This window comes from Citrobacter sp. CFNIH10, assembly GCF_002934585.1.
Lineage (GTDB): Bacteria > Pseudomonadota > Gammaproteobacteria > Enterobacterales > Enterobacteriaceae > Citrobacter_A > Citrobacter_A amalonaticus.
Genome location: NZ_CP026216.1, coordinates 4,930,667 through 4,949,086, shown reverse-complemented (window position 1 = coordinate 4,949,086; position 18,420 = coordinate 4,930,667). Strand labels below are relative to the sequence as shown.

Annotated in this window: 13 protein-coding genes and 6 tRNA genes; 6 read left to right on the top strand and 13 right to left on the bottom strand. The window is 51.9% G+C overall.

The annotated features are described in order from the left end of the window. Positions 1-25: 25 nt before the first annotated feature. The 5 genes from C2U53_RS28355 to C2U53_RS28335 all read right to left on the bottom strand — a co-directional run bounded on the left by C2U53_RS28355 (position 26) and on the right by C2U53_RS28335 (position 2,889). A complete protein-coding gene (locus C2U53_RS28355) occupies positions 26-2,140 on the bottom strand; it encodes a type VI secretion system Vgr family protein (RefSeq protein ID WP_104446811.1) in 2,115 nt (704 codons plus the stop codon). Positions 2,141-2,495: 355 nt separating this feature from the next. Continuing rightward, positions 2,496-2,571 (bottom strand) — tRNA-Lys (locus C2U53_RS28350). 4 nt (positions 2,572-2,575) lie between these two features. Continuing rightward, a tRNA-Val gene (locus C2U53_RS28345) sits at positions 2,576-2,651 on the bottom strand. Positions 2,652-2,692: 41 nt separating this feature from the next. After that, positions 2,693-2,768 (bottom strand) — tRNA-Val (locus C2U53_RS28340). A gap of 45 nt (positions 2,769-2,813) precedes the next feature. Continuing rightward, a tRNA-Val gene (locus tag C2U53_RS28335) sits at positions 2,814-2,889 on the bottom strand. Between the two features lie 258 nt (positions 2,890-3,147). Between C2U53_RS28335 and gltX the strand changes: the two genes are divergently transcribed. Next, positions 3,148-4,563, top strand: coding sequence for a glutamate--tRNA ligase (gltX, locus tag C2U53_RS28330; protein WP_044258398.1), 1,416 nt, complete (start codon positions 3,148-3,150; stop codon positions 4,561-4,563). Between the two features lie 53 nt (positions 4,564-4,616). On the opposite strand, the gene C2U53_RS28325 is transcribed toward gltX, so the two are convergent. Both C2U53_RS28325 and C2U53_RS28320 read right to left on the bottom strand, forming a co-directional pair. After that, positions 4,617-5,009 (bottom strand): YfeC-like transcriptional regulator, encoded by a 393-nt coding sequence (locus C2U53_RS28325; RefSeq protein ID WP_042999922.1) that lies wholly within the window; start codon positions 5,007-5,009, stop codon positions 4,617-4,619. 1 nt (position 5,010) lies between these two features. After that, positions 5,011-5,373 carry a YfeC-like transcriptional regulator gene (locus tag C2U53_RS28320; RefSeq protein ID WP_042999923.1) on the bottom strand — a complete coding sequence of 121 codons (363 nt, stop codon included), beginning with the start codon at positions 5,371-5,373 and terminating at the stop codon, positions 5,011-5,013. A 221-nt stretch (positions 5,374-5,594) separates the two neighbouring features. Between C2U53_RS28320 and C2U53_RS28315 the strand changes: the two genes are divergently transcribed. The 3 genes from C2U53_RS28315 to C2U53_RS28305 all read left to right on the top strand — a co-directional run bounded on the left by C2U53_RS28315 (position 5,595) and on the right by C2U53_RS28305 (position 8,181). Continuing rightward, positions 5,595-5,670: transfer RNA gene (locus C2U53_RS28315), tRNA-Ala, on the top strand. A 39-nt stretch (positions 5,671-5,709) separates the two neighbouring features. Further along, a tRNA-Ala gene (locus C2U53_RS28310) sits at positions 5,710-5,785 on the top strand. Between the two features lie 197 nt (positions 5,786-5,982). Beyond that, positions 5,983-8,181, top strand: a complete 2,199-nt coding sequence (locus C2U53_RS28305; RefSeq protein WP_042999924.1) for a sensor domain-containing phosphodiesterase — start codon at positions 5,983-5,985, stop codon at positions 8,179-8,181. A gap of 42 nt (positions 8,182-8,223) precedes the next feature. Here the strand turns inward: C2U53_RS28305 and nupC are convergent, their stop codons facing one another. Further along, entirely contained in the window at positions 8,224-9,426 is a 1,203-nt protein-coding gene (nupC, locus tag C2U53_RS28300; protein ID WP_042999925.1) for a nucleoside permease NupC, read from the bottom strand. Positions 9,427-9,767: 341 nt separating this feature from the next. On the opposite strand from nupC, the gene C2U53_RS28290 reads away from it, so the two are divergent. Next, positions 9,768-11,006, top strand: coding sequence for an Nramp family divalent metal transporter (locus C2U53_RS28290; RefSeq protein WP_104446810.1), 1,239 nt, complete (start codon positions 9,768-9,770; stop codon positions 11,004-11,006). Between the two features lie 88 nt (positions 11,007-11,094). After that, positions 11,095-12,642 carry a hypothetical protein gene (locus C2U53_RS28285; RefSeq protein WP_054175929.1) on the top strand — a complete coding sequence of 516 codons (1,548 nt, stop codon included), beginning with the start codon at positions 11,095-11,097 and terminating at the stop codon, positions 12,640-12,642. On the opposite strand, the gene nagA is transcribed toward C2U53_RS28285, so the two are convergent. The 5 genes from nagA to mgrA form a co-directional block, all read right to left on the bottom strand. Then, on the bottom strand, positions 12,635-13,846 hold the full coding sequence (gene nagA / locus C2U53_RS28280) for an N-acetylglucosamine-6-phosphate deacetylase (RefSeq protein ID WP_104446809.1): 1,212 nt from the start codon (positions 13,844-13,846) through the stop codon (positions 12,635-12,637). The two genes, C2U53_RS28285 and nagA, sit on opposite strands and share 8 nt — an antisense overlap. Beyond that, positions 13,839-15,191, bottom strand: coding sequence for an adenylosuccinate lyase family protein (locus tag C2U53_RS28275; RefSeq protein WP_042999929.1), 1,353 nt, complete (start codon positions 15,189-15,191; stop codon positions 13,839-13,841). The genes nagA and C2U53_RS28275 overlap by 8 nt, the downstream gene beginning before the upstream one ends. Positions 15,192-15,207: 16 nt before the next feature. Continuing rightward, complete coding sequence (locus C2U53_RS28270) at positions 15,208-16,767, bottom strand: PTS transporter subunit EIIC (protein ID WP_042999930.1); 1,560 nt, start codon at positions 16,765-16,767, stop codon at positions 15,208-15,210. A 126-nt stretch (positions 16,768-16,893) separates the two neighbouring features. After that, positions 16,894-17,223: a DUF2502 domain-containing protein YpeC gene (gene ypeC, locus C2U53_RS28265; RefSeq protein WP_042999931.1), complete on the bottom strand. Its 330-nt coding sequence runs from the start codon at positions 17,221-17,223 to the stop codon at positions 16,894-16,896. 114 nt (positions 17,224-17,337) lie between these two features. Continuing rightward, positions 17,338-18,348 (bottom strand): L-glyceraldehyde 3-phosphate reductase, encoded by a 1,011-nt coding sequence (gene mgrA, locus C2U53_RS28260; RefSeq protein ID WP_099434034.1) that lies wholly within the window; start codon positions 18,346-18,348, stop codon positions 17,338-17,340. Positions 18,349-18,420: the final 72 nt, after the last annotated feature.

Below are 18,420 nucleotides of genomic sequence, written 5' to 3'. Positions count from 1 at the left end.
TAAACGCAAATGCGCAGCCGTTGACTCAGTACTTACGCATATCCGGCGGCTGACTGCTGCTTTCTTCCGGCACCTTCGGCGGGTCTTCCGCTGCGCCGCAGTTCCAGTTAATCATCAGCGCGTCGCCACTGAGTGTTTGCACGCCCTGAAGATTAATAGCCGTGCCGTTAAGGAAGATTTTGCCGTCCTGCGTCAGCACCAGGCGCGCCTGTCCACAACGCAACTCCAGATGTTCTCCGGCAGAGTACACCGCCACCTTTCCGGCGCTTTCTGTCCGGGTTTTGCCTACCGTGAAGCTGACGTTTTCCCCCACGCTGACGTCATACCCTTTGCCAACCAGCAGGGATTTCTGAATACCGACCTGTGAGGACTGCATCAGCGCCACCGAGGTGTTCATCACTCCACCCACCGTAGTCTGGTATGCCACCCCCACGCTCAGGGCGCGGACAATCCCCACTGTTTCCGCCTGATTCATGCCCACGGTGACACTCTGATTCTGGCCCACGGTCTCTTTCTGGTTCTGCACCACTGTCTGTATCTGGTTTTGCTTCACGGTGATAAGCTGATTACCGCCGATCGTTTCCCGGTGGTTTGCCGTCACGTCAGTGGTGCGGTTATTCAGTACATCGGTGTCCATGTCTTTCTGCGCATGGATATACACCTGCTCCTGCCCGGTCGCATCCTCAAAACGCAGTTCATTAAACCCGCCGCCCTTATAGGTTTTTGAGCGAATGGTCATCTGTGTTTTCGTGCCGGGCAGGCTGCCGGGGGAGCGGTTATCGTCGTGATAGGTACGCCCCATAATGATGGGCTGGTCGGGGTCGCCATTGAGGAAGTCCACGATGACCTCCTGGCCCACGCGCGGAATGGCCAGATTGCCGAACCCGGCACCCGCCCACGCCTGCGACACCCGTATCCAGCAGGAACTATCCTCATTGCTTTTATGATAACGGTCCCAGTGAAAGCGCACCCGCACACGACCATGCTCATCGCAGAAGATTTCTTCGCCCGACGGCCCAGTGACAATGGCACTTTGTGGACCATCCACTTTTGGCTTTATCAACGGCTGCGGTCGCCAGGTTCTGTCGGCGGGGATCACTTCAAACTGATTATTCAGCGTGGTGCCCATACCCTGTCCGCCTTTCATCGCCTGTGGCTGTTTTCCCGTCAGAACGCTGCTGACAACCTGCCACTTTTGGTTAAGCGTGTTTACCGGATGCCCGGTAAGTGTGAAGGTTGTGCCCGGCCACAGTAGGGGAGAGTTGCTGATACAGGCGGCGGTTTCCGCATTGTTACGCCAGCCCTCTATCTGGTAGCGGGCGAAATCCTGCCCGTGTTGTTCATCCTTAAAACGCCCCGGCCAGTCAAAGACTTCATACTGCTTCCTCTGTCCGTTCAGATTTTCACCAGAATGTCCGTAATACCCGGGCCACTTCGGCATTTTAAAGGTGTAGTCCTGAGTTTCTACGGAATAGGGGCGGATTTGAGCCTGGTAACTGAAGGTACTGACACTCGGAATGGTAATTTCTAATGAACAGTTTGGATTGAATGGCAGTTCACCGGCATCGGATAATCCGGCAACGTTATCGCATAGCGTCAGTGTCTGCGCCGGGCTGTCAGCAGCAAAACGATCAAAAAAGAAAATACCTTCCTCTGACCACAGCCTGGTAAGAAACGTAAGGTCCGTCTCACCATACTGAACGCAGAATTCTCGCGCCGGGTGGTCTTCATAAAACCAGGGCTTCCAGTCAGTAATGCCGTTCTCCTCCAACAAGGTGGCGGAAATGGTCTGAATGTCCTGTTGCTGGAAGATGCGAAAATTCTGGCGCAGACCGCTGCGCCAGAGGGGAGGAGTGATGGTTAGGCTGTAGCACATCTGCCAGCCGTTGTACTCTTTCATCCCAAACCGGGTAACGATACCGCTGACATAGCGCTGAGGCGTATTGCCCTGCCAGATAGTCAGGGTGGCATTTTTCTCCAGTAGCTTTTCTGCGGTCTCTCCGAAAGAATCGCTGGCAACATCAATATCCAGCACAAACGGAAATGAGTGGCGCTGCCTTAACACAAAATTCACCACGGCGAAGGTTTTTTGCCCCAGCCCGTCCACGTCCAGCGTAAAACGCAGTCCTTTCAAAGACACAACGACCTCCCCTGATGCAGATAAAAGTATCCTGCGGGAACCGATAGTGCGGCGGAGGATAAAGCGAACCTGACGACACAATACCGAACAGAATAATAACTACTGTTATTGTATGAAACGGAATACTCTCTTTCGGGGCTGTTTTTTTTGATGGATATCAATGGAATGGACAGACGGGGAAAGTATTTTCCCGAAACGGGCTATATTTTGCGCTATTTATTTTTATTCTGAATTTATATTATTTTTAATATTTACAGCGTGCTTGATTTGGCATGAAATTCCCCAGACTCGGTACAGGCTCGAATCTGACAAACAGTACATAGCAAAAAGGCGCCTTTAGGGCGCCTTTTTACATTGGTGGGTCGTGCAGGATTCGAACCTGCGACCAATTGATTAAAAGTCAACTGCTCTACCAACTGAGCTAACGACCCGAAGTGGTGGGTGATGACGGGATCGAACCGCCGACCCCCTCCTTGTAAGGGAGGTGCTCTCCCAGCTGAGCTAATCACCCACTTCGGTACTTCACAATAAGAAATTTAGCTGGCGAGAAAGTGGTGGGTGATGACGGGATCGAACCGCCGACCCCCTCCTTGTAAGGGAGGTGCTCTCCCAGCTGAGCTAATCACCCACTTCTCAATTTCTTATCGACACGGCGGAGACTACATAAAGTAGTTGGTGGGTGATGACGGGATCGAACCGCCGACCCCCTCCTTGTAAGGGAGGTGCTCTCCCAGCTGAGCTAATCACCCCCGCTGTGTGGAGTCGCATTATAGGGAGAGTTGAAAATGAGTCAACGCATTTTCTAAAGAAATTGTTTGTTCGTCGTAATTTTAAGCAAAACGATCGTGAAACGGTCTCTGGCGCATGATTTCTAAACAAAAAGGGTTCTGTACGGCGTTTACCCGGTAACAACATTGAGGATTTACTTCACAGTGATAGAATATCGGCCATTCCATTTTTCCCGGATTTGCCGGTTGTCGGCATCTTTATAAACGTAAGGCCATTTCATGAAAATCAAAACTCGCTTCGCGCCAAGCCCGACAGGCTATCTGCACGTTGGTGGTGCGCGTACTGCTCTCTATTCCTGGCTTTTTGCACGTAATCACGGCGGTGAGTTTGTGCTGCGTATTGAAGACACCGATCTCGAACGTTCCACGCCGGAAGCTATCGAAGCCATTATGGACGGTATGAACTGGCTGAGCCTGGAATGGGACGAAGGTCCGTACTTCCAGACTAAACGTTTCGATCGTTATAACGCAGTGATTGATGAGATGCTCGAAGCGGGCACGGCCTATAAATGCTACTGCTCCAAAGAGCGCCTGGACGCACTGCGTGAAGAGCAGATGGCGAAGGGTGAAAAGCCGCGCTACGACGGTCGTTGCCGTCATGGTCATGAACATCACGCAGATGATGAGCCTTGCGTTGTCCGTTTTGCCAACCCGCAGGACGGCTCTGTCATTTTTGACGACCAGATCCGTGGCCCGATCGAATTCAGTAATCAGGAGCTGGACGATCTGATCATCCGCCGCACCGACGGTTCCCCGACCTATAACTTTTGTGTAGTGGTGGACGACTGGGATATGGAGATCACCCACGTCATTCGTGGTGAAGACCATATCAACAATACCCCGCGCCAGATCAACATTCTGAAAGCGCTGAACGCGCCGGTGCCGGTGTACGCCCACGTCTCTATGATCAACGGCGACGACGGTAAAAAACTGTCCAAACGTCACGGCGCGGTGAGTGTGATGCAGTATCGTGATGACGGCTATCTGCCGGAAGCGCTGCTGAACTACCTGGTGCGTTTGGGCTGGTCCAGCGGCGATCAGGAGATCTTCACCCGTGAAGAGATGATCAAGCTGTTCTCCCTTGGAGCGGTCAGCAAATCTGCCAGTGCGTTCAACACGGAAAAACTGCAGTGGCTGAACCATCACTACATTAACTCGCTGGCGCCGGAGTATGTGGCAACGCATCTGCAGTGGCACATCGAGCAGGAAAACATCGATACCCGTAACGGCCCGGAGTTGGCTGAACTGGTGAAACTGCTGGGCGAGCGTTGCAAAACACTGAAAGAGATGGCGCAGAGCTGCCGTTACTTCTACGAAGATTTTGCCGAGTTTGATGCCGATGCCGCGAAGAAACACCTGCGTCCGGTGGCGCGTCAGCCGCTGGAAGTGGTGCGTGACAAACTGGCAGCCATTACCGAGTGGACGGCTGAAAACGTGCATCACGCGATTCAGGCTACTGCTGATGAGCTGGAAGTGGGGATGGGTAAAGTCGGTATGCCGTTACGTGTGGCGGTAACCGGTGCGGGTCAGTCTCCTGGCTTAGACGTAACGGTGCACGCGATTGGAAAAACTCGCAGCATTGAGCGCATCAATAAAGCTCTGGCTTTTATTGCGGAGCGTGAAGCGCAACAGTAAGCGATCGCCGCATTAATGAAACGGCAGGGGAGACTCTGCCGTTTTTCTTTGCATTACTCAGAATCGTTCAGACCCAGGCGTGTAAGGAAACCACGGATACCTTCACGTGAAAGGAATAGCGCTAACTTTTCCTGTTCCGCAGCGGACATATTTTCCACGGCATCAATAATTTGCCTATAGGCATGACTGCGTACGACGGGATTGTACTCGGCCAGCGGCTCTTCAGCCTGATAAAATGCAGAATGGTTACGAAACGCCGGGATGTTCAAAATAAACTCCCGCACGCGTGTATCGATATGAACGAGTCTTGCCCGACCACCTTTAACACCTGGAAATTTTTCCGTTTCCCATTTTTGTTCACGTATCCAACGATTCACGGTTTGCTTAGCGACACCGAGGCAATCTGCCAGTTCTTCGGTGGTCATTTTGCTGCGTAATCTTTTCATATTATTTGCTGTCGCGGATCCCTAAGCGTTGTAATAAACCGGTAATCCCTTCCCGCAGTAGCAAAGAGGTAAAGTGTTTTTGTTCGGCAGGCGTCATCTCTTTCACCAGCTTGATCAGGAGTGCTTCCAACGAGGCATCGCCAGGGGGTGAGAAGGTGTCAGACAATCCTTCCGCTGAGCGTTCTGCGCTGCGGATATATTCACGAACCTGTTCGTTAACATGCACCAGTCGCGCTTTACCGCCCTGAACGCCTGGTTTTGGTGATGTCGCCCAACCTTCTTTTCGCACCCATTTATTAATAGTCTGTCGGCTGTAACCCGTCAGATTCGCGAGTTCTTCTGGCGTCATCCGTTCCTTGAACATAACGATTCCCTGAATAGTCGTGTGGTTAATTAGTGGTTCATTTTATAGCACCATTTTAGTGGAAACCGTGACGTGTTTAACTACTGAATGCGAGTTGTTGCGCATTGTTCTTCATTTGTCTGCTTTTTCAGCGATTAGAATCGGCGCTTTCAATTTGCCGTTGACACATGCGAAGGGAATTCATATGATGCCGCCCGTCAACTCGACAAGCTTTACGTAATGGGGCTATAGCTCAGCTGGGAGAGCGCTTGCATGGCATGCAAGAGGTCAGCGGTTCGATCCCGCTTAGCTCCACCAAAAATTGAACCCAACAATTTTGGTACGTAAACGCATCGTGGGGCTATAGCTCAGCTGGGAGAGCGCTTGCATGGCATGCAAGAGGTCAGCGGTTCGATCCCGCTTAGCTCCACCAAATTCAGAACCCTCGCTGCAAAGCGGGGGTTTTTTTATCTCTGCGCGCCTTTCATTTTTGTAATACAGTTTCTATTAAGGCAGAATTTGTGCTCACAAATTCGGTGGATTTATCTGGCGGGTATAGGTTTGCTTCGCGGTGCGAATAAACTTATCATTTATGTGACAAATAGTTCGTTCCGTGAGAGCAGTTAATTCATGCCACCCAAGCATAACCTGATAAATAATATAAGAATATTCGCTCTTGCGATCGTGCTCTCCATCGCAGCCATCCAGTTTTCACGTTTGATTTCCCCGCGGACCATAGTGGACTCCAGCGATATCTATCTTTCGTGGCTACCGCTGTGCGTTCTGCTGTCGATGCTGCTGCTGTTTGGTCGACGCGCTGTTCTGCCCATTGTGCTGGCGTTATACCTGACCAATCACTGGAATCTTCATCTGCCGTTTGCGCAAGGTATCGTGTTGCTCTTTTGTCAGATGTTTGCCGTACTAGGAACGAGCGCGCTTGTTCGCTGGCATATTGGACCGCGCTGGCGTTACGGCTTGCCCGATCGCAATATCTGGCGCAGGGTGATTTGGTTTGGCTTTGTGGCTCCTGTCGGGATGAAGATCAGCATGTATCTCGCCGGGCATTATCTCGACTTCCCGGTCGCGGTGTCGACATTCTTTGGTGCTGCGGCAGCCATCTTCACGATTGTCGATATTCTGAGTCTGATCTCGGCGGCGCTGATCTTCACCTTGCTGTTTTATTATCCGCTACGGATGATTGTGAATCCACGGTATGCCCGAACGTTCTGGCGCAGAGACATTGCCCCGTGTTTCGATAAAGAAAAGCGCTTATTTACCGTCAGTTGGCTGGCCTGTATTTCGGCCCTTCTTGTCATTATGTGTTCTCCCCTGGAGAGCGGATACATTGCAGGGTATCTGGTGCCGGTCTTCTTCATTATTTTTACCACCGGCGTGGGTAAACTCACCTATCCGTTTATTAATCTAAGCTGGGCGATTAGCACGCTGTTCTTGTTGACCTATAACCGCAATTTCTTACAAGGCGTGGGGTCGGAGTATTCGCTGGCGTTTATCCTGTCGGTTCTTGTTTCGTTCAGTATCTGCCTGATGTATATGATGCGCATCTTTCAGCGCAGTGAATGGCTTAATCGCCGCTGGCATATGCAAGCGCTTACCGACCCCTTAACTCGTTTACCGAATCTGCGTGCGCTGGAGCAGTTCCTGAAAAAAGAGTCAGGGCAGAGCGTCTGCTGTCTGCGACTGGAGAATCTGGAGTTTCTGAGCCGTCACTACGGCATGTTAATGCGCGTGCACAGCAAACGCACGGTGCACCGTATGCTGCAACCGTTGATGCTTGAGAATGAAAAAATCTTTCAGTTGCCGGGGAGTGAATTATTACTGGTGCTTAACGGGCCGGAAATGGACGCCCGTCTGCAACATATGCTCGACCTGTTGAACAGTCGTAAAATTTACTGGAACAACACCGGGCTGGACATGGGCTACGGCGCATCCTGGGGACAATGGGATGGGAAGCAGGAGACGCTGCAACCGCTGTTGGGTCAGTTAAGCTGGCTGGCGGAACAATCCTGCGCCAATCACCGGGTACTGGCGCTGACGCATAGCCAGGAAGTCGCGACGGGCCAGACGACCGAACGGGTGCTGCTGCTCAATAAAATTCGTAAAGCGCTCGATAACGGCGATCTCCTGCTTTATGCGCAGCCTATCCGCGACGCTCACGGCAAAGGGTACGACGAGATTCTTGCGCGGCTGAAAAGCGATGAAGGTATCATGACGCCGGATCAGTTCATCCCGCTGATCGCGCAATTTAACCTCAGCGCCCGTTTTGATTTGCAGGTGGTGGAAGCCTTGCTGAACTGGCTATCTGCGCATCCTTCTGGCGAGGCGGGACCGCTTTTCTCGGTGAATCTCATGCCGCTGACCCTGCTGCAAAAAGAGACGGCGCCGCGCATTATTCGCCTGTTCACCCGCTATGGTATCGCCCCGGAAACGGTGATCATTGAGATCACCGAAGAGCAGGCATTTTCCAATTCGGAAACCAGCATGCAGAACCTTGAACAGTTGCATAAATTCGGCTTCCGGATTGCGATTGACGATTTTGGTACCGGGTATGCCAATTACGAGCGCCTGAAGCGTTTGCAGGCTGACATCATCAAAATCGACGGCGTGTTTGTAAAAGATATTCTGACAGATTCACTGGACGCGATGATTGTGAAGTCGATAACCGATCTGGCAAAGGCGAAGTCGTTAAGCGTAGTGGCGGAATACGTGGAAACACCTGCGCAGCGGGAGCTGCTGTTAAGCCTGGGCGTGAACTACCTGCAAGGGTATCTGATTGGACGACCGAGGCCGTTAGGGGAATCACAGGTATAAAAAAACGGGGATGCGCTCCCCGTTTTTTGTGTCAGTGCTGTCTTACAGAACCAGTGCGGCGATAGAGGCAGACAAGACGCTCACCAGCGTAGAGCCGTAAACCAGTTTCAGACCGAAACGGGATACGACGTTACCTTGCTCTTCGTTCAGGCCTTTAATCGCGCCTGCGATGATACCGATAGAAGAGAAGTTGGCGAAGGAGACCAGGAATACAGAAAGGATACCTTCCGCGCGTGGAGAGAGCGTGGCGGCGATTTTCTGCAGATCCATCATTGCAACGAATTCGTTGGAAACCAGTTTGGTCGCCATGATACTGCCTACCTGCAACGCTTCGCTGGACGGCACACCCATCACCCAGGCAATCGGGTAGAAAATGTAGCCCAGGATGCCCTGGAAGGAGATGCTGTAGCCGAACCAACCGGTGACGGTGGCGAACAGGGCGTTCAGCGCGGCGATCAGGGCGATAAAGCCGATCAGCATGGCGGCAACGATAATCGCAACTTTAAAGCCCGCCAGAATGTATTCACCCAGCATTTCGAAGAAGCTCTGGCCTTCGTGCAGGTTGGACATCTGGATGTTTTCTTCGCTGGCATCAACGCGGTACGGGTTGATCAGCGACAGCACGATAAAGGTGCTGAACATGTTCAGAACCAGCGCCGCAACCACGTATTTAGGTTCCAGCATGGTCATGTACGCACCGACGATAGACATGGAAACGGTGGACATTGCTGTCGCGGCCATGGTGTACATACGGTTGCGGGACATTTTGCCGAGAATATCTTTATACGCGATAAAGTTCTCAGACTGACCGAGGATCAGCGAGCTGACGGCGTTGAAGGATTCCAGTTTGCCCATGCCGTTGACTTTGGATAACAGGAAACCAATGGCACGGATGATAATCGGCAACACGCGAATATGTTGCAGAATACCGATCAACGCTGAAATGAAGACGATAGGGCAGAGAACTTTCAGGAAGAAGAAGGCCAACCCTTTATCGTTCATGCTACCAAAGACGAAGTTCGTCCCTTCATTGGCGAATCCGAGCAGTTTTTCAAACATTTCGGAGAAGCCTCTCACGAAGCCGAGGCCGACGTCAGAGTTCAGGAAGAACCACGCCAGTAACACTTCGATAACAAGCAGTTGAACGACATAACGAATGCGAATTTTTTTACGGTCACTGCTTACCAGCAATGCGAGGATCGCAACAACGGCAAGTGCCAGGACAAAATGAAGGACGCGGTCCATATTTGCTCCAAATATGAGGCAGGTTAAGTTTTCGTGCACATTCTATGCAACGTGTACAAAGAAAACGAGATCTAACACACACTATAATCAGGACCTGTGACGAGATTCAAAAATAGTGATCCGGCATACACTTCTGTTATGTCTAATGCGAAAGTAAATAGTTAAGTTATTGTGCTAATATAATAACAATTATTAAACATGCCACGCGCATTCCTGTACCCACACTTTTATCGTTCCCGCCTATTAGAGAAATCAAGGTTACCTTTTTTACATGCACTTGATAACCATTCTCATCAGGCATACTATAAAACATAGCAAAGGCTATGTTTCCGAGGCAGAAGATGACAAACGATCGCGTTGAGAGTAGCAGTGGAAGAGCAGCGCGCAAGTTAAGGCTCACATTAATGGGACCTGCGTTTGTCGCGGCTATCGGCTATATCGACCCGGGCAATTTTGCGACCAACATTCAGGCCGGTGCCAGCTTTGGTTATAAACTGTTGTGGGTCGTGGTCTGGGCAAACCTGATGGCGATGCTGATTCAGGTCTTGTCTGCGAAACTGGGTATTGCGACGGGTAAAAATCTGGCTGAACAAATTCGCGATCACTATCCGCGGCCGGTAGTCTGGTTCTATTGGGTGCAGGCGGAGATTATCGCGATGGCGACCGATCTCGCGGAATTCATCGGGGCGGCGATAGGATTCAAACTGATCCTCGGCGTTTCGTTATTGCAGGGGGCGGTGCTGACCGGGATCGCCACCTTTCTGATCCTGATGCTCCAGCGGCGTGGACAAAAACCGCTGGAAAAAGTGATCGGCGGCCTGCTGCTGTTTGTCGCCATGGCTTATATCGTTGAACTGATCTTTTCCCAGCCCAACTTTGCACAGTTGAGTAAAGGCATGATAATCCCTGACTTGCCCAACTCAGAAGCGGTATTTCTGGCCGCCGGGGTGCTGGGCGCTACCATCATGCCACATGTAATCTACCTGCACTCTTCGTTAACACAGCACCTGCATGGCGGCACGCGTCAGCAGCGCTATGCGGCGACAAAATGGGATGTAGCTATCGCCATGACCATTGCGGGGTTCGTCAATCTGGCGATGATGGCGACTGCCGCCGCCGCGTTTCACTTCAGTGGTCACACCGGTGTTGCCGATCTGGATCAGGCTTATCTGACGCTGGAGCCGTTATTATGTCACGCGGCGGCAACGGTCTTCGGACTGAGCCTGGTGGCGGCGGGGTTGTCGTCAACGGTGGTTGGTACGCTGGCGGGGCAGGTCGTGATGCAGGGGTTTGTCCGCTTTCATATCCCCTTATGGGTGCGTCGTACCATCACCATGATGCCGTCCTTTATCGTGATTCTGATTGGCCTTGATCCGACGCGGATTCTGGTGATGAGCCAGGTGCTGTTAAGCTTTGGTATTGCACTGGCGCTGGTGCCGCTGCTGATATTTACCAGCGACAGCAAACTGATGGGCGATCTGGTGAATACCCGCTGGGTTAAACAGACTGGCTGGATGATTGTGGTGCTGGTGGTGGCGTTGAACCTGTGGTTGCTGGTCGGCACGGTGCTGGGGTTGTGATCTAACCCGCCGTGACACGCAACAGGTCACGGTTTTAGTCCTGGATTTCCGTTATCCTGCATCTTGCATTATCCACTGGCGAGCGTTCATGAATCACTTTGATCTCTCTTTCCTGAAGTATTTACAGGATAACAGCCCGCTGTCGATTGACGAGGCGGTTCAGCGTTTCGGTAAGACTCTCTCCACGCTAAAACGCACCATGAAAGAGCTCAATGAACTCTTGCCGGAAGACGTCCAGCTCCATCAGGATAATCAGTTTATTACAACCCGGATTGGCTATAGCGAATACCGGCAATTTTTAGCGCGTATACGTTTTAATCGCTATATCACTACGTCGGAAGAGCGTGTGAGGGATCTCCTCGTGGCGCTCTGTTTGCATGATGTGGTGAATAAAAACGAGTACTACAAAAAGTTTTATGTCAGCGCGGGGACGGTCAAAAATGATAATCCCGTGATGTTGCGTCTGGCGCAAGAACACGCCCTGACGGTACAAAGCATCCCACGTACCGGGTCGCGGCTTGTCGGCGATGAGTTCTCGTTGCGCCTGGCGGTGTGCATGTTAATACTCAAAACCGTTGAGATTGGTAAACACCACCAGTTGATAGCCCATCAGGCGAATGAGCCCGTCAGTCGTTCGATTGCCGATCAGTTTCTGAGTGAATGTGCTTCGGAGATTACCCAGGCTGCACGTTGCTATGAAGACGTTATCCGGCCGATTAACACGCTGGGTTACAACGGTCGGAAATACCTGCTGGTGTATTTGAGCCTCGCGTTACATCGTATCCGCCGAGGGCATGTAATCAAAGAGAGTACGACGACGCCGTTTTTGACGACGTTCCCTTTTGAGGCCATGACCAATCCGCAGGAAAACCGCTGTCTGGATCTCCTGATTGCTTCGCTGACGTTTACGTATCGCCCTTTCACCTTATATGACGCCAGCCTGGTGGCGCATGTGAAACGGACCTGTGAACGTTTAGCCGCTAGCCTGAACAACACCATTCACAATCAGCATGCCTGGTTTGCCGAGGTTTATCACTTTATCTATGCCGCCATCATCCAGAATAAATTTCATCTCTGGTTTGATGATAAAAAACTGCATAACGTCCAGAATCGTTACCCTGAACTCTGGGACGACGTTCAGTCTGCGGTGAGCGAGATTGAAAAAGGCTGGCAAACGACGTTTTCCGCCATTCATCTGGCGACACTGGTGTTGATCACGAAAAAATATGAGCTTAAAAACCGGGTAGTGAGTGAGCCGAAAAAGCGGGTCATTATTGTGACGAACTCTTCGGAAAGTAAGGTCGGGTATTTCAAAGAGGTCCTGTCCTCACGTTTTCATATCGATATCCCGGTATGTATTAATATCAATGAGATTGAACAGCTCCAGTCACGTGAGTTTGATCTGCTGATCACCTTTACCAATAAGATCTCAAGCCATTTGCGGTATGCCGGACTGGATTACGTCAAAGTTAACTTCTGGCTAACGCAGGATGACTTCCAGTTGCTTCGTGAGCGGGGACTTGCCTCCGCGCGCAAAAAAATACCGGCTGAGCAGTTTGTTCAGCAGGTACAGGGTATGAGTCCCGAGGCGCTCAGGGATTTCCTCGAACGCCATTATGGTGATGTGTTTATTTAGCCAGCGGTTGTAAGACGCCGCGACACCAGACGGCTTCAAGATCTAACGCCTCATCAAGGACCAGAATATCGGCATCTTTTCCGGGCGTCAGGCTGCCCTTACGCTGTTCAACACCGGCGAGAATCGCCGGATTCAGGCAGGCAATCTGCGCTACGGAAACCCAACTATTCTCCAGACGACCAACCACATTTTTCACTGAATCCAGAAAGCTCATCTCCAGTGTGCAGACGTCCGCCCAGTCATCAGGCGAGACCGTGCGGATATTGCCGTGGCGATCGGTAATTTCCAGAAGATGATGGCGAATACGAAACGTCTCCTGACGCAGGTAATGGTGAAATTCAAACCCTTCCGGGAAATCCACATATCCCAGACAGTCGCTGACCATGACCAGACGACGATCTTTTTTCAGACGATAGAGAATATCGAACACTTCCGGGCGCAGAGTGATGCCGCTTTGTTTTGCCACTTCGGCGAAGGTGTCCTGGTGGTACATCAGCGCGCCGACAACGCCTGGCTCACGATGATGTAATCCGCGCATGGCGCTGAAGGCGTGGGTAAAGTGGCATAGCCCTGCTTCAATCGCCCGGGTGGTTTCGTCAAACGTCGCATCGGTATGCCCTGCGGATACCGTGACGCCAGCCTGGTGCAAATGACGGATCAGCGGCAGCGCATCCGGTAACTCTGGCGCCAGCGTCATTAAGCGAATATGCCCCCGTGCAGCCTGCTGATAGCGTTCAAAGCCCTCAATGCTGGGAGTCTGAATAGACTCCTTGCGCTGCATCCCGCTGTATTTGGCATTGATAAACGGTCCTTCCATGTGAATGCCGACGGCTTCAGCCCCGTCTTCCGCTTTCGCGTGCGCAATCCAGTCGGCGGCCGTGGTCAGACTCTCCAGTAAGAACGCCTCCGGCTGGGTGGCGGACGTAGCAAGCCACGCGGTGACCCCGGCATTGACCAGATCCCGGCTCATCGCCTGTAAAGAGTGACGCTCCCCCTTCCAGGCAAACGAACCTCTTCCCCAACCGTGGACGTGGATATCGACAAAACCCGGCATCAGCATCGCATGTTGGTAATCAACCACCTGGCCGCGAGGAGAATTATCCAGGCCAACAATCTGTCCCTGTTTGATATGCAGATAACCGCGTTGTATCCCGTCGGGTGTGATGATTCGGTCGCTTGCCAGAGAGAGCAGGGGGTCAGACATCCTCTTTCTCCCATACGCGTGCTGCCGTTTCGGCGGCGATCTCCGCACACAAACCGAGGTAGTGGGCGGGATCGAGCAGGGCGTCGATTTCTGTATCGCTAAAATGCTGGCGAATCAGGGGGTCGGCGCGCAGCACGTCGGCATAGGGCAATCCCTCGTGGGTGCTGCGCATCGCCAACTGGTACACGCGCTCGTGCGCCGCGTCTTTGCCTAACCGCTCCACCAGTTGCATCATGATTTTTTCGCTATTGATCAAGCCATGGGTTAAGTGGACGTTCTGGCGCATACGTTCAGGATTAATCACCAGCGTACGGGTCAACTCTTCCGCGCGCATCACGATCTCCGCCATCAACTCCATGCTTTCCTGAATATTTCCGTCGAAGATAAAGTAGGCTGAACTGTCTGCTTCAAATGGGCGAGGGCTGACATACAGGCAGGAAGTGAGCACGGAATACAATTTTTGCGCGTTGGCGATAATCCCTTTAGCCAGTTTGGGGTTCACTTTTTGCGGCATAGTGCTGCTGCCAACCGTTCCTTTGGTAAACGCTTCAGAGACTTCAGCGAACTCTTCGCTGGAAGTCTGATACACCTCTTCGGCGATTTTATGCAGCGTGGTGGCGAGCAGGCACAAATTGCTGATGTATTCCGTGCGATAAACGCGGGAGTTACGCGAAGGGATCGCCATGGAGTGCATTCCCAACCGTTGTGCGACGCGATCCTGCACCCGACGTCCAGTTTCGCCAGTGGCGTGAAACGCCCCCACAGCCCCCCCCATCATCACCGTGAAAACGCGTTTTTCTGCTTCCTGCATGCGCTGTTGGGCGCTCAACAGTTCGTCAATCCATACGGCAGCTTTATAGCCCCAGGTCACCGGTAAGGCATGCTTACCGTGGGTGCGACCTGGCATCAGGGTGGCCTGATGATCGGATGCCATTTTCGCCAGGTTGCGCAGAATATCGTTCACAAAGCCCTGCATGATGTCATCGAACTGCTTTGCCAGGTAAAGCTGTGCGGTTTGCTGGATATTCTGGGTGGTGACGCCATAGTGCACATACTTCCCGCTTTCGCTGTCGCAGGCTTTGACCAGTACTTTGATCACCGGGACAAAGCCGTGGCCTATCTCGCGGAGCAGGCGTTCCATTTCTGTCAGGTCGATTTTATCGACGCGACAGTTGGCGGCAATATTTTCTGCCGCACGGGTGGGAATCATCCCGTATTCAGCCTGTGACAGCGCCAGGGCAGCTTCGACATCCAGCCAGGACTGGACCCGCGCAGGTTGAGCGAGCAGCGTTTTCATTCCCCGATCGTCGATGGTTTTACTTTTTGAATCATACAATGCGCGCATTCCTGTCTCCTTAAGCTTATTTCGCGCCGACAAGGCGGTCATCTACCGCATTGCGGACAAATTCGACGTGTGGGCCAAAGACCACGTGGACATGGTTACTGGAGGGAATAAAGGTACCCAGCGATCCCGATTCTTTCAGCACGGTCATGTCCATTTTTTTCTGATCCTTCACATCGACACGCAAACGCGACACACAGTTTTCAACATGTTTAATGTTGTCGGATCCGCCTAGCCCCTGAATAACCAGTTCAGCGACCTTGTCGTACTCTTTATTATTCAGCAAGGTACTGTCTGACGTTTCACTTTCGCGTCCCGGCGTTTTTATATCAAAGCGAGCGATCGCGAAGCGGAAAACGGCGTAGAAAACGACAAAGTTAATGGCGCCAAGAAGCAGTAAATTTACCCAGTGCGTCTGTTCATACATCAGACCAAAAATACCGAAGTCGAAGATCGTGCCGCGAATATAGCCGATGGACACGTCCAGCATTTGCAGTGGAATAGTCAGCAAACCGCAAAGTATGGCGTAAACAATAAAGAGCTGTGGAGCAATAAACAGGAAGGAAAACTCCAGCGGTTCGGTGATATTCCCCAGCATGGCGGTGAGCACCACGGTCAGAATCATCCCTTTGGCAAATTTCTTATTCTTAAAATAGGCCATGTGATACATCGCCAGCCCAATCGCTGGCACGCGGAACAGCGTGGTGAGCATTTGCGACGACGCCAGATAACTGGTGAGCGTCGGCATATATTCCTTCCAGGCAGGATGGGAAGGGCCAAGCTCAAACAGGATCTTATTAATCGCAGGCAAAATGCCGACGTACGTTTGTCCGTCAATGAGATAGGTACCCCCAGCCGCGGTAAAGCGGACGGTCGAACTCAGGACATGGTGTAAACCAAATGGAATTAACAGACGGTTGAGCGTCATGTAAATCCCGGCACCGATATTAGGGGCCATCATAATGGTTGAAATGGCGCGCATACCGGCAGTAAACAGATCCCAGATAAAAGGGATAATTAACCCCACGGGAATCGAAAAGGCGATAGCCAGAATCGCTACGGATTTCTTACCGCTGAAAAAAGCAAAGGCGAGAGGAAGTTGCAATCGGTAAAACCGGTCGGTGACTTTGGCCGCCAGTAGCCCGGCAATAATGCCGCCAAGCGCTTCGATTTTCAGCGTCTGAATACCGAGTACCATTCCTTGCCCAACGAGCGCCAGCTCATCTTTTGCCAGTGTACCCGCCAGTTTGAGGTGAACATGCATGGCGATAAGTAGCGTCAGATAGGCCACCACGGAGGCAAAAACCGCAATCCCTTTCTCTTTTTTGGACATGCCGTACGCCACACCCATCGCGAATAATAACGGGATATTGTTGAATACGACGCTACTGATTAATCCCAGTGAAGAAAGAATGGCTTTAAATATATCGTTCCCGAGAAACGGGAGTTTTTCTATCATATAGCTCTGGCCTAACGCAGAGCTAATTCCCATGACCATCCCCACGGGCGCCAGTACGGCAATCGGCAATAACAGCGATCGACCGAATGTCTGAATTTCATTCTTAAAATTAGCATTCATAAGTTAATCCTGACGTGAATTCTCATGAGGATAAGATACGTTCAGGATATTTTTGCTCAAGGGCAAATGGTGCAGGATAAAAAGCGCAGGATTTGACCATAAAAAAGAGCCCGAAGGCTCTTTTTTTTAATGATGGTGACCGTGGCCTTTTTTCCCGCGCCCGCGATGGTCGTCGCGATCGCGCCAGCCTTCCCGGTATCCGCGCTCGTAAGCATTACGCTTATCCCAGCCACGGTGATAGCCATTGTCATGTCGCCACCAGCGATTTTTACGCCATTCATAATTGCGATGCCAGTAGTCACGGTCACGCCAGTGTCCGCCGTCCCAGTAGTTACCGTAATTATCGCGATCGCCAATTTGTAATTTTATCGATGGCAACAGGGTGATTTCGCCCGCGTTTGCGGCAAGCGGTGTAAAAGCCAGTAGGGCTGCCGCCAGAATCAGTGACCTGAACATTCTTTATCTCCTTCACGATCGAAGCCGTAGTCGGCCTGTTAACGTAATATTACGGGGCCGTAAAGCCCCATTTCATCGCCTTAACTCTTAAATCATGAATGAGAGCACGAATTGCTAAAAACGCTGCTCACGCTTACTGTTCAGAATGTTGTCGATATCGGCGCATTCCTGGTCAGTGAAATGACGATTGGCCAGCATGCCGACCGCATCCTCAATCTGCGAGGTTTTACTGGCACCAATCAGGACCGAGGTGATGTTATCGTCGCGCAGTACCCATGCAAGCGCCATCTGCGATAATTTTTGTCCGCGCTTTTCAGCCAGTGCATTGAGCTGGCGAACGGTTTCCAGCTTTCCGGCGGTAAGCTGATCAGCATTCAGAAAACGGCTTCCGCTTGCCGCTCTGGAATCAGCCGGGATCCCGTTCAGATAGCGATCGGTGAGCTGTCCACCCGCCAGCGGGGAAAAGGCAATGCTGCCCACCCCTTTTTCCTGCAACATCGTCAGCAGTTCCTCCTCCACCCCGCGTTCAAACATCGAATATTTAGGCTGATGGATCAGGCATGGCGTGCCCAAATCATTGAGGATATCGATAGCTTCACGAGCGCGATCGGCCGGGTAATTGGAAATCCCGACATACAGCGCTTTCCCCTGGCGTACGAGGTGATCGAGCGCTTGCATTGTCTCCCGCAGGGGCGTTTCAGGATCGGGACGGTGGTGGTAGAAAATATCTACGTACTCCAGCCCCATTCGCTTCAGGCTTTGATCAAGACTGGCAATCAGATACTTGCGGGATCCCCAGTCGCCGTAAGGGCCGTCCCACATGGTATATCCCGCTTTGGTGGAGATAATGAGCTCATCGCGCCACGGTAAAAAATCTTCCTGCAGGATGCGGCCAAAGTTGCATTCCGCTGAACCCGGCGGGGGACCGTAGTTATTGGCGAGGTCGAAGTGGGTAATCCCCAGATCAAATGCGCGCTGAAGCAGTGCCCGGCTGTTTTCCACCAGGGTGGTATCGCCGAAGTTATGCCACAGGCCAAGCGAAATGGCGGGTAGCTTCAGGCCGCTCTGACCGCAACGGCGAAATGCCATTCTCTGATAGCGATTTTCATCAGGCTGGTAAACCATTGTCTTCCCTCGCAGTGAATTCAGCTCCCCAGTGTATACGTTTACACTGGTGATTTTTCAATGACATTTTCA

Excerpts from the sequence above, each read along its gene's own strand:
- gltX (WP_044258398.1), top strand. The coding sequence starts at position 3,148 with ATGAAAATCAAAACTCGCTTCGCGCCAAGCCCGACAGGCTATCTGCAC.
- C2U53_RS28325 (WP_042999922.1), bottom strand. The coding sequence starts at position 5,009 with ATGAAAAGATTACGCAGCAAAATGACCACCGAAGAACTGGCAGATTGC.
- C2U53_RS28320 (WP_042999923.1), bottom strand. The coding sequence starts at position 5,373 with ATGTTCAAGGAACGGATGACGCCAGAAGAACTCGCGAATCTGACGGGT.
- C2U53_RS28305 (WP_042999924.1), top strand. The coding sequence starts at position 5,983 with ATGCCACCCAAGCATAACCTGATAAATAATATAAGAATATTCGCTCTT.
- nupC (WP_042999925.1), bottom strand. The coding sequence starts at position 9,426 with ATGGACCGCGTCCTTCATTTTGTCCTGGCACTTGCCGTTGTTGCGATC.
- C2U53_RS28290 (WP_104446810.1), top strand. The coding sequence starts at position 9,768 with ATGACAAACGATCGCGTTGAGAGTAGCAGTGGAAGAGCAGCGCGCAAG.
- C2U53_RS28285 (WP_054175929.1), top strand. The coding sequence starts at position 11,095 with ATGAATCACTTTGATCTCTCTTTCCTGAAGTATTTACAGGATAACAGC.
- nagA (WP_104446809.1), bottom strand. The coding sequence starts at position 13,846 with ATGTCTGACCCCCTGCTCTCTCTGGCAAGCGACCGAATCATCACACCC.
- C2U53_RS28275 (WP_042999929.1), bottom strand. The coding sequence starts at position 15,191 with ATGCGCGCATTGTATGATTCAAAAAGTAAAACCATCGACGATCGGGGA.
- C2U53_RS28270 (WP_042999930.1), bottom strand. The coding sequence starts at position 16,767 with ATGAATGCTAATTTTAAGAATGAAATTCAGACATTCGGTCGATCGCTG.
- ypeC (WP_042999931.1), bottom strand. The coding sequence starts at position 17,223 with ATGTTCAGGTCACTGATTCTGGCGGCAGCCCTACTGGCTTTTACACCG.
- mgrA (WP_099434034.1), bottom strand. The coding sequence starts at position 18,348 with ATGGTTTACCAGCCTGATGAAAATCGCTATCAGAGAATGGCATTTCGC.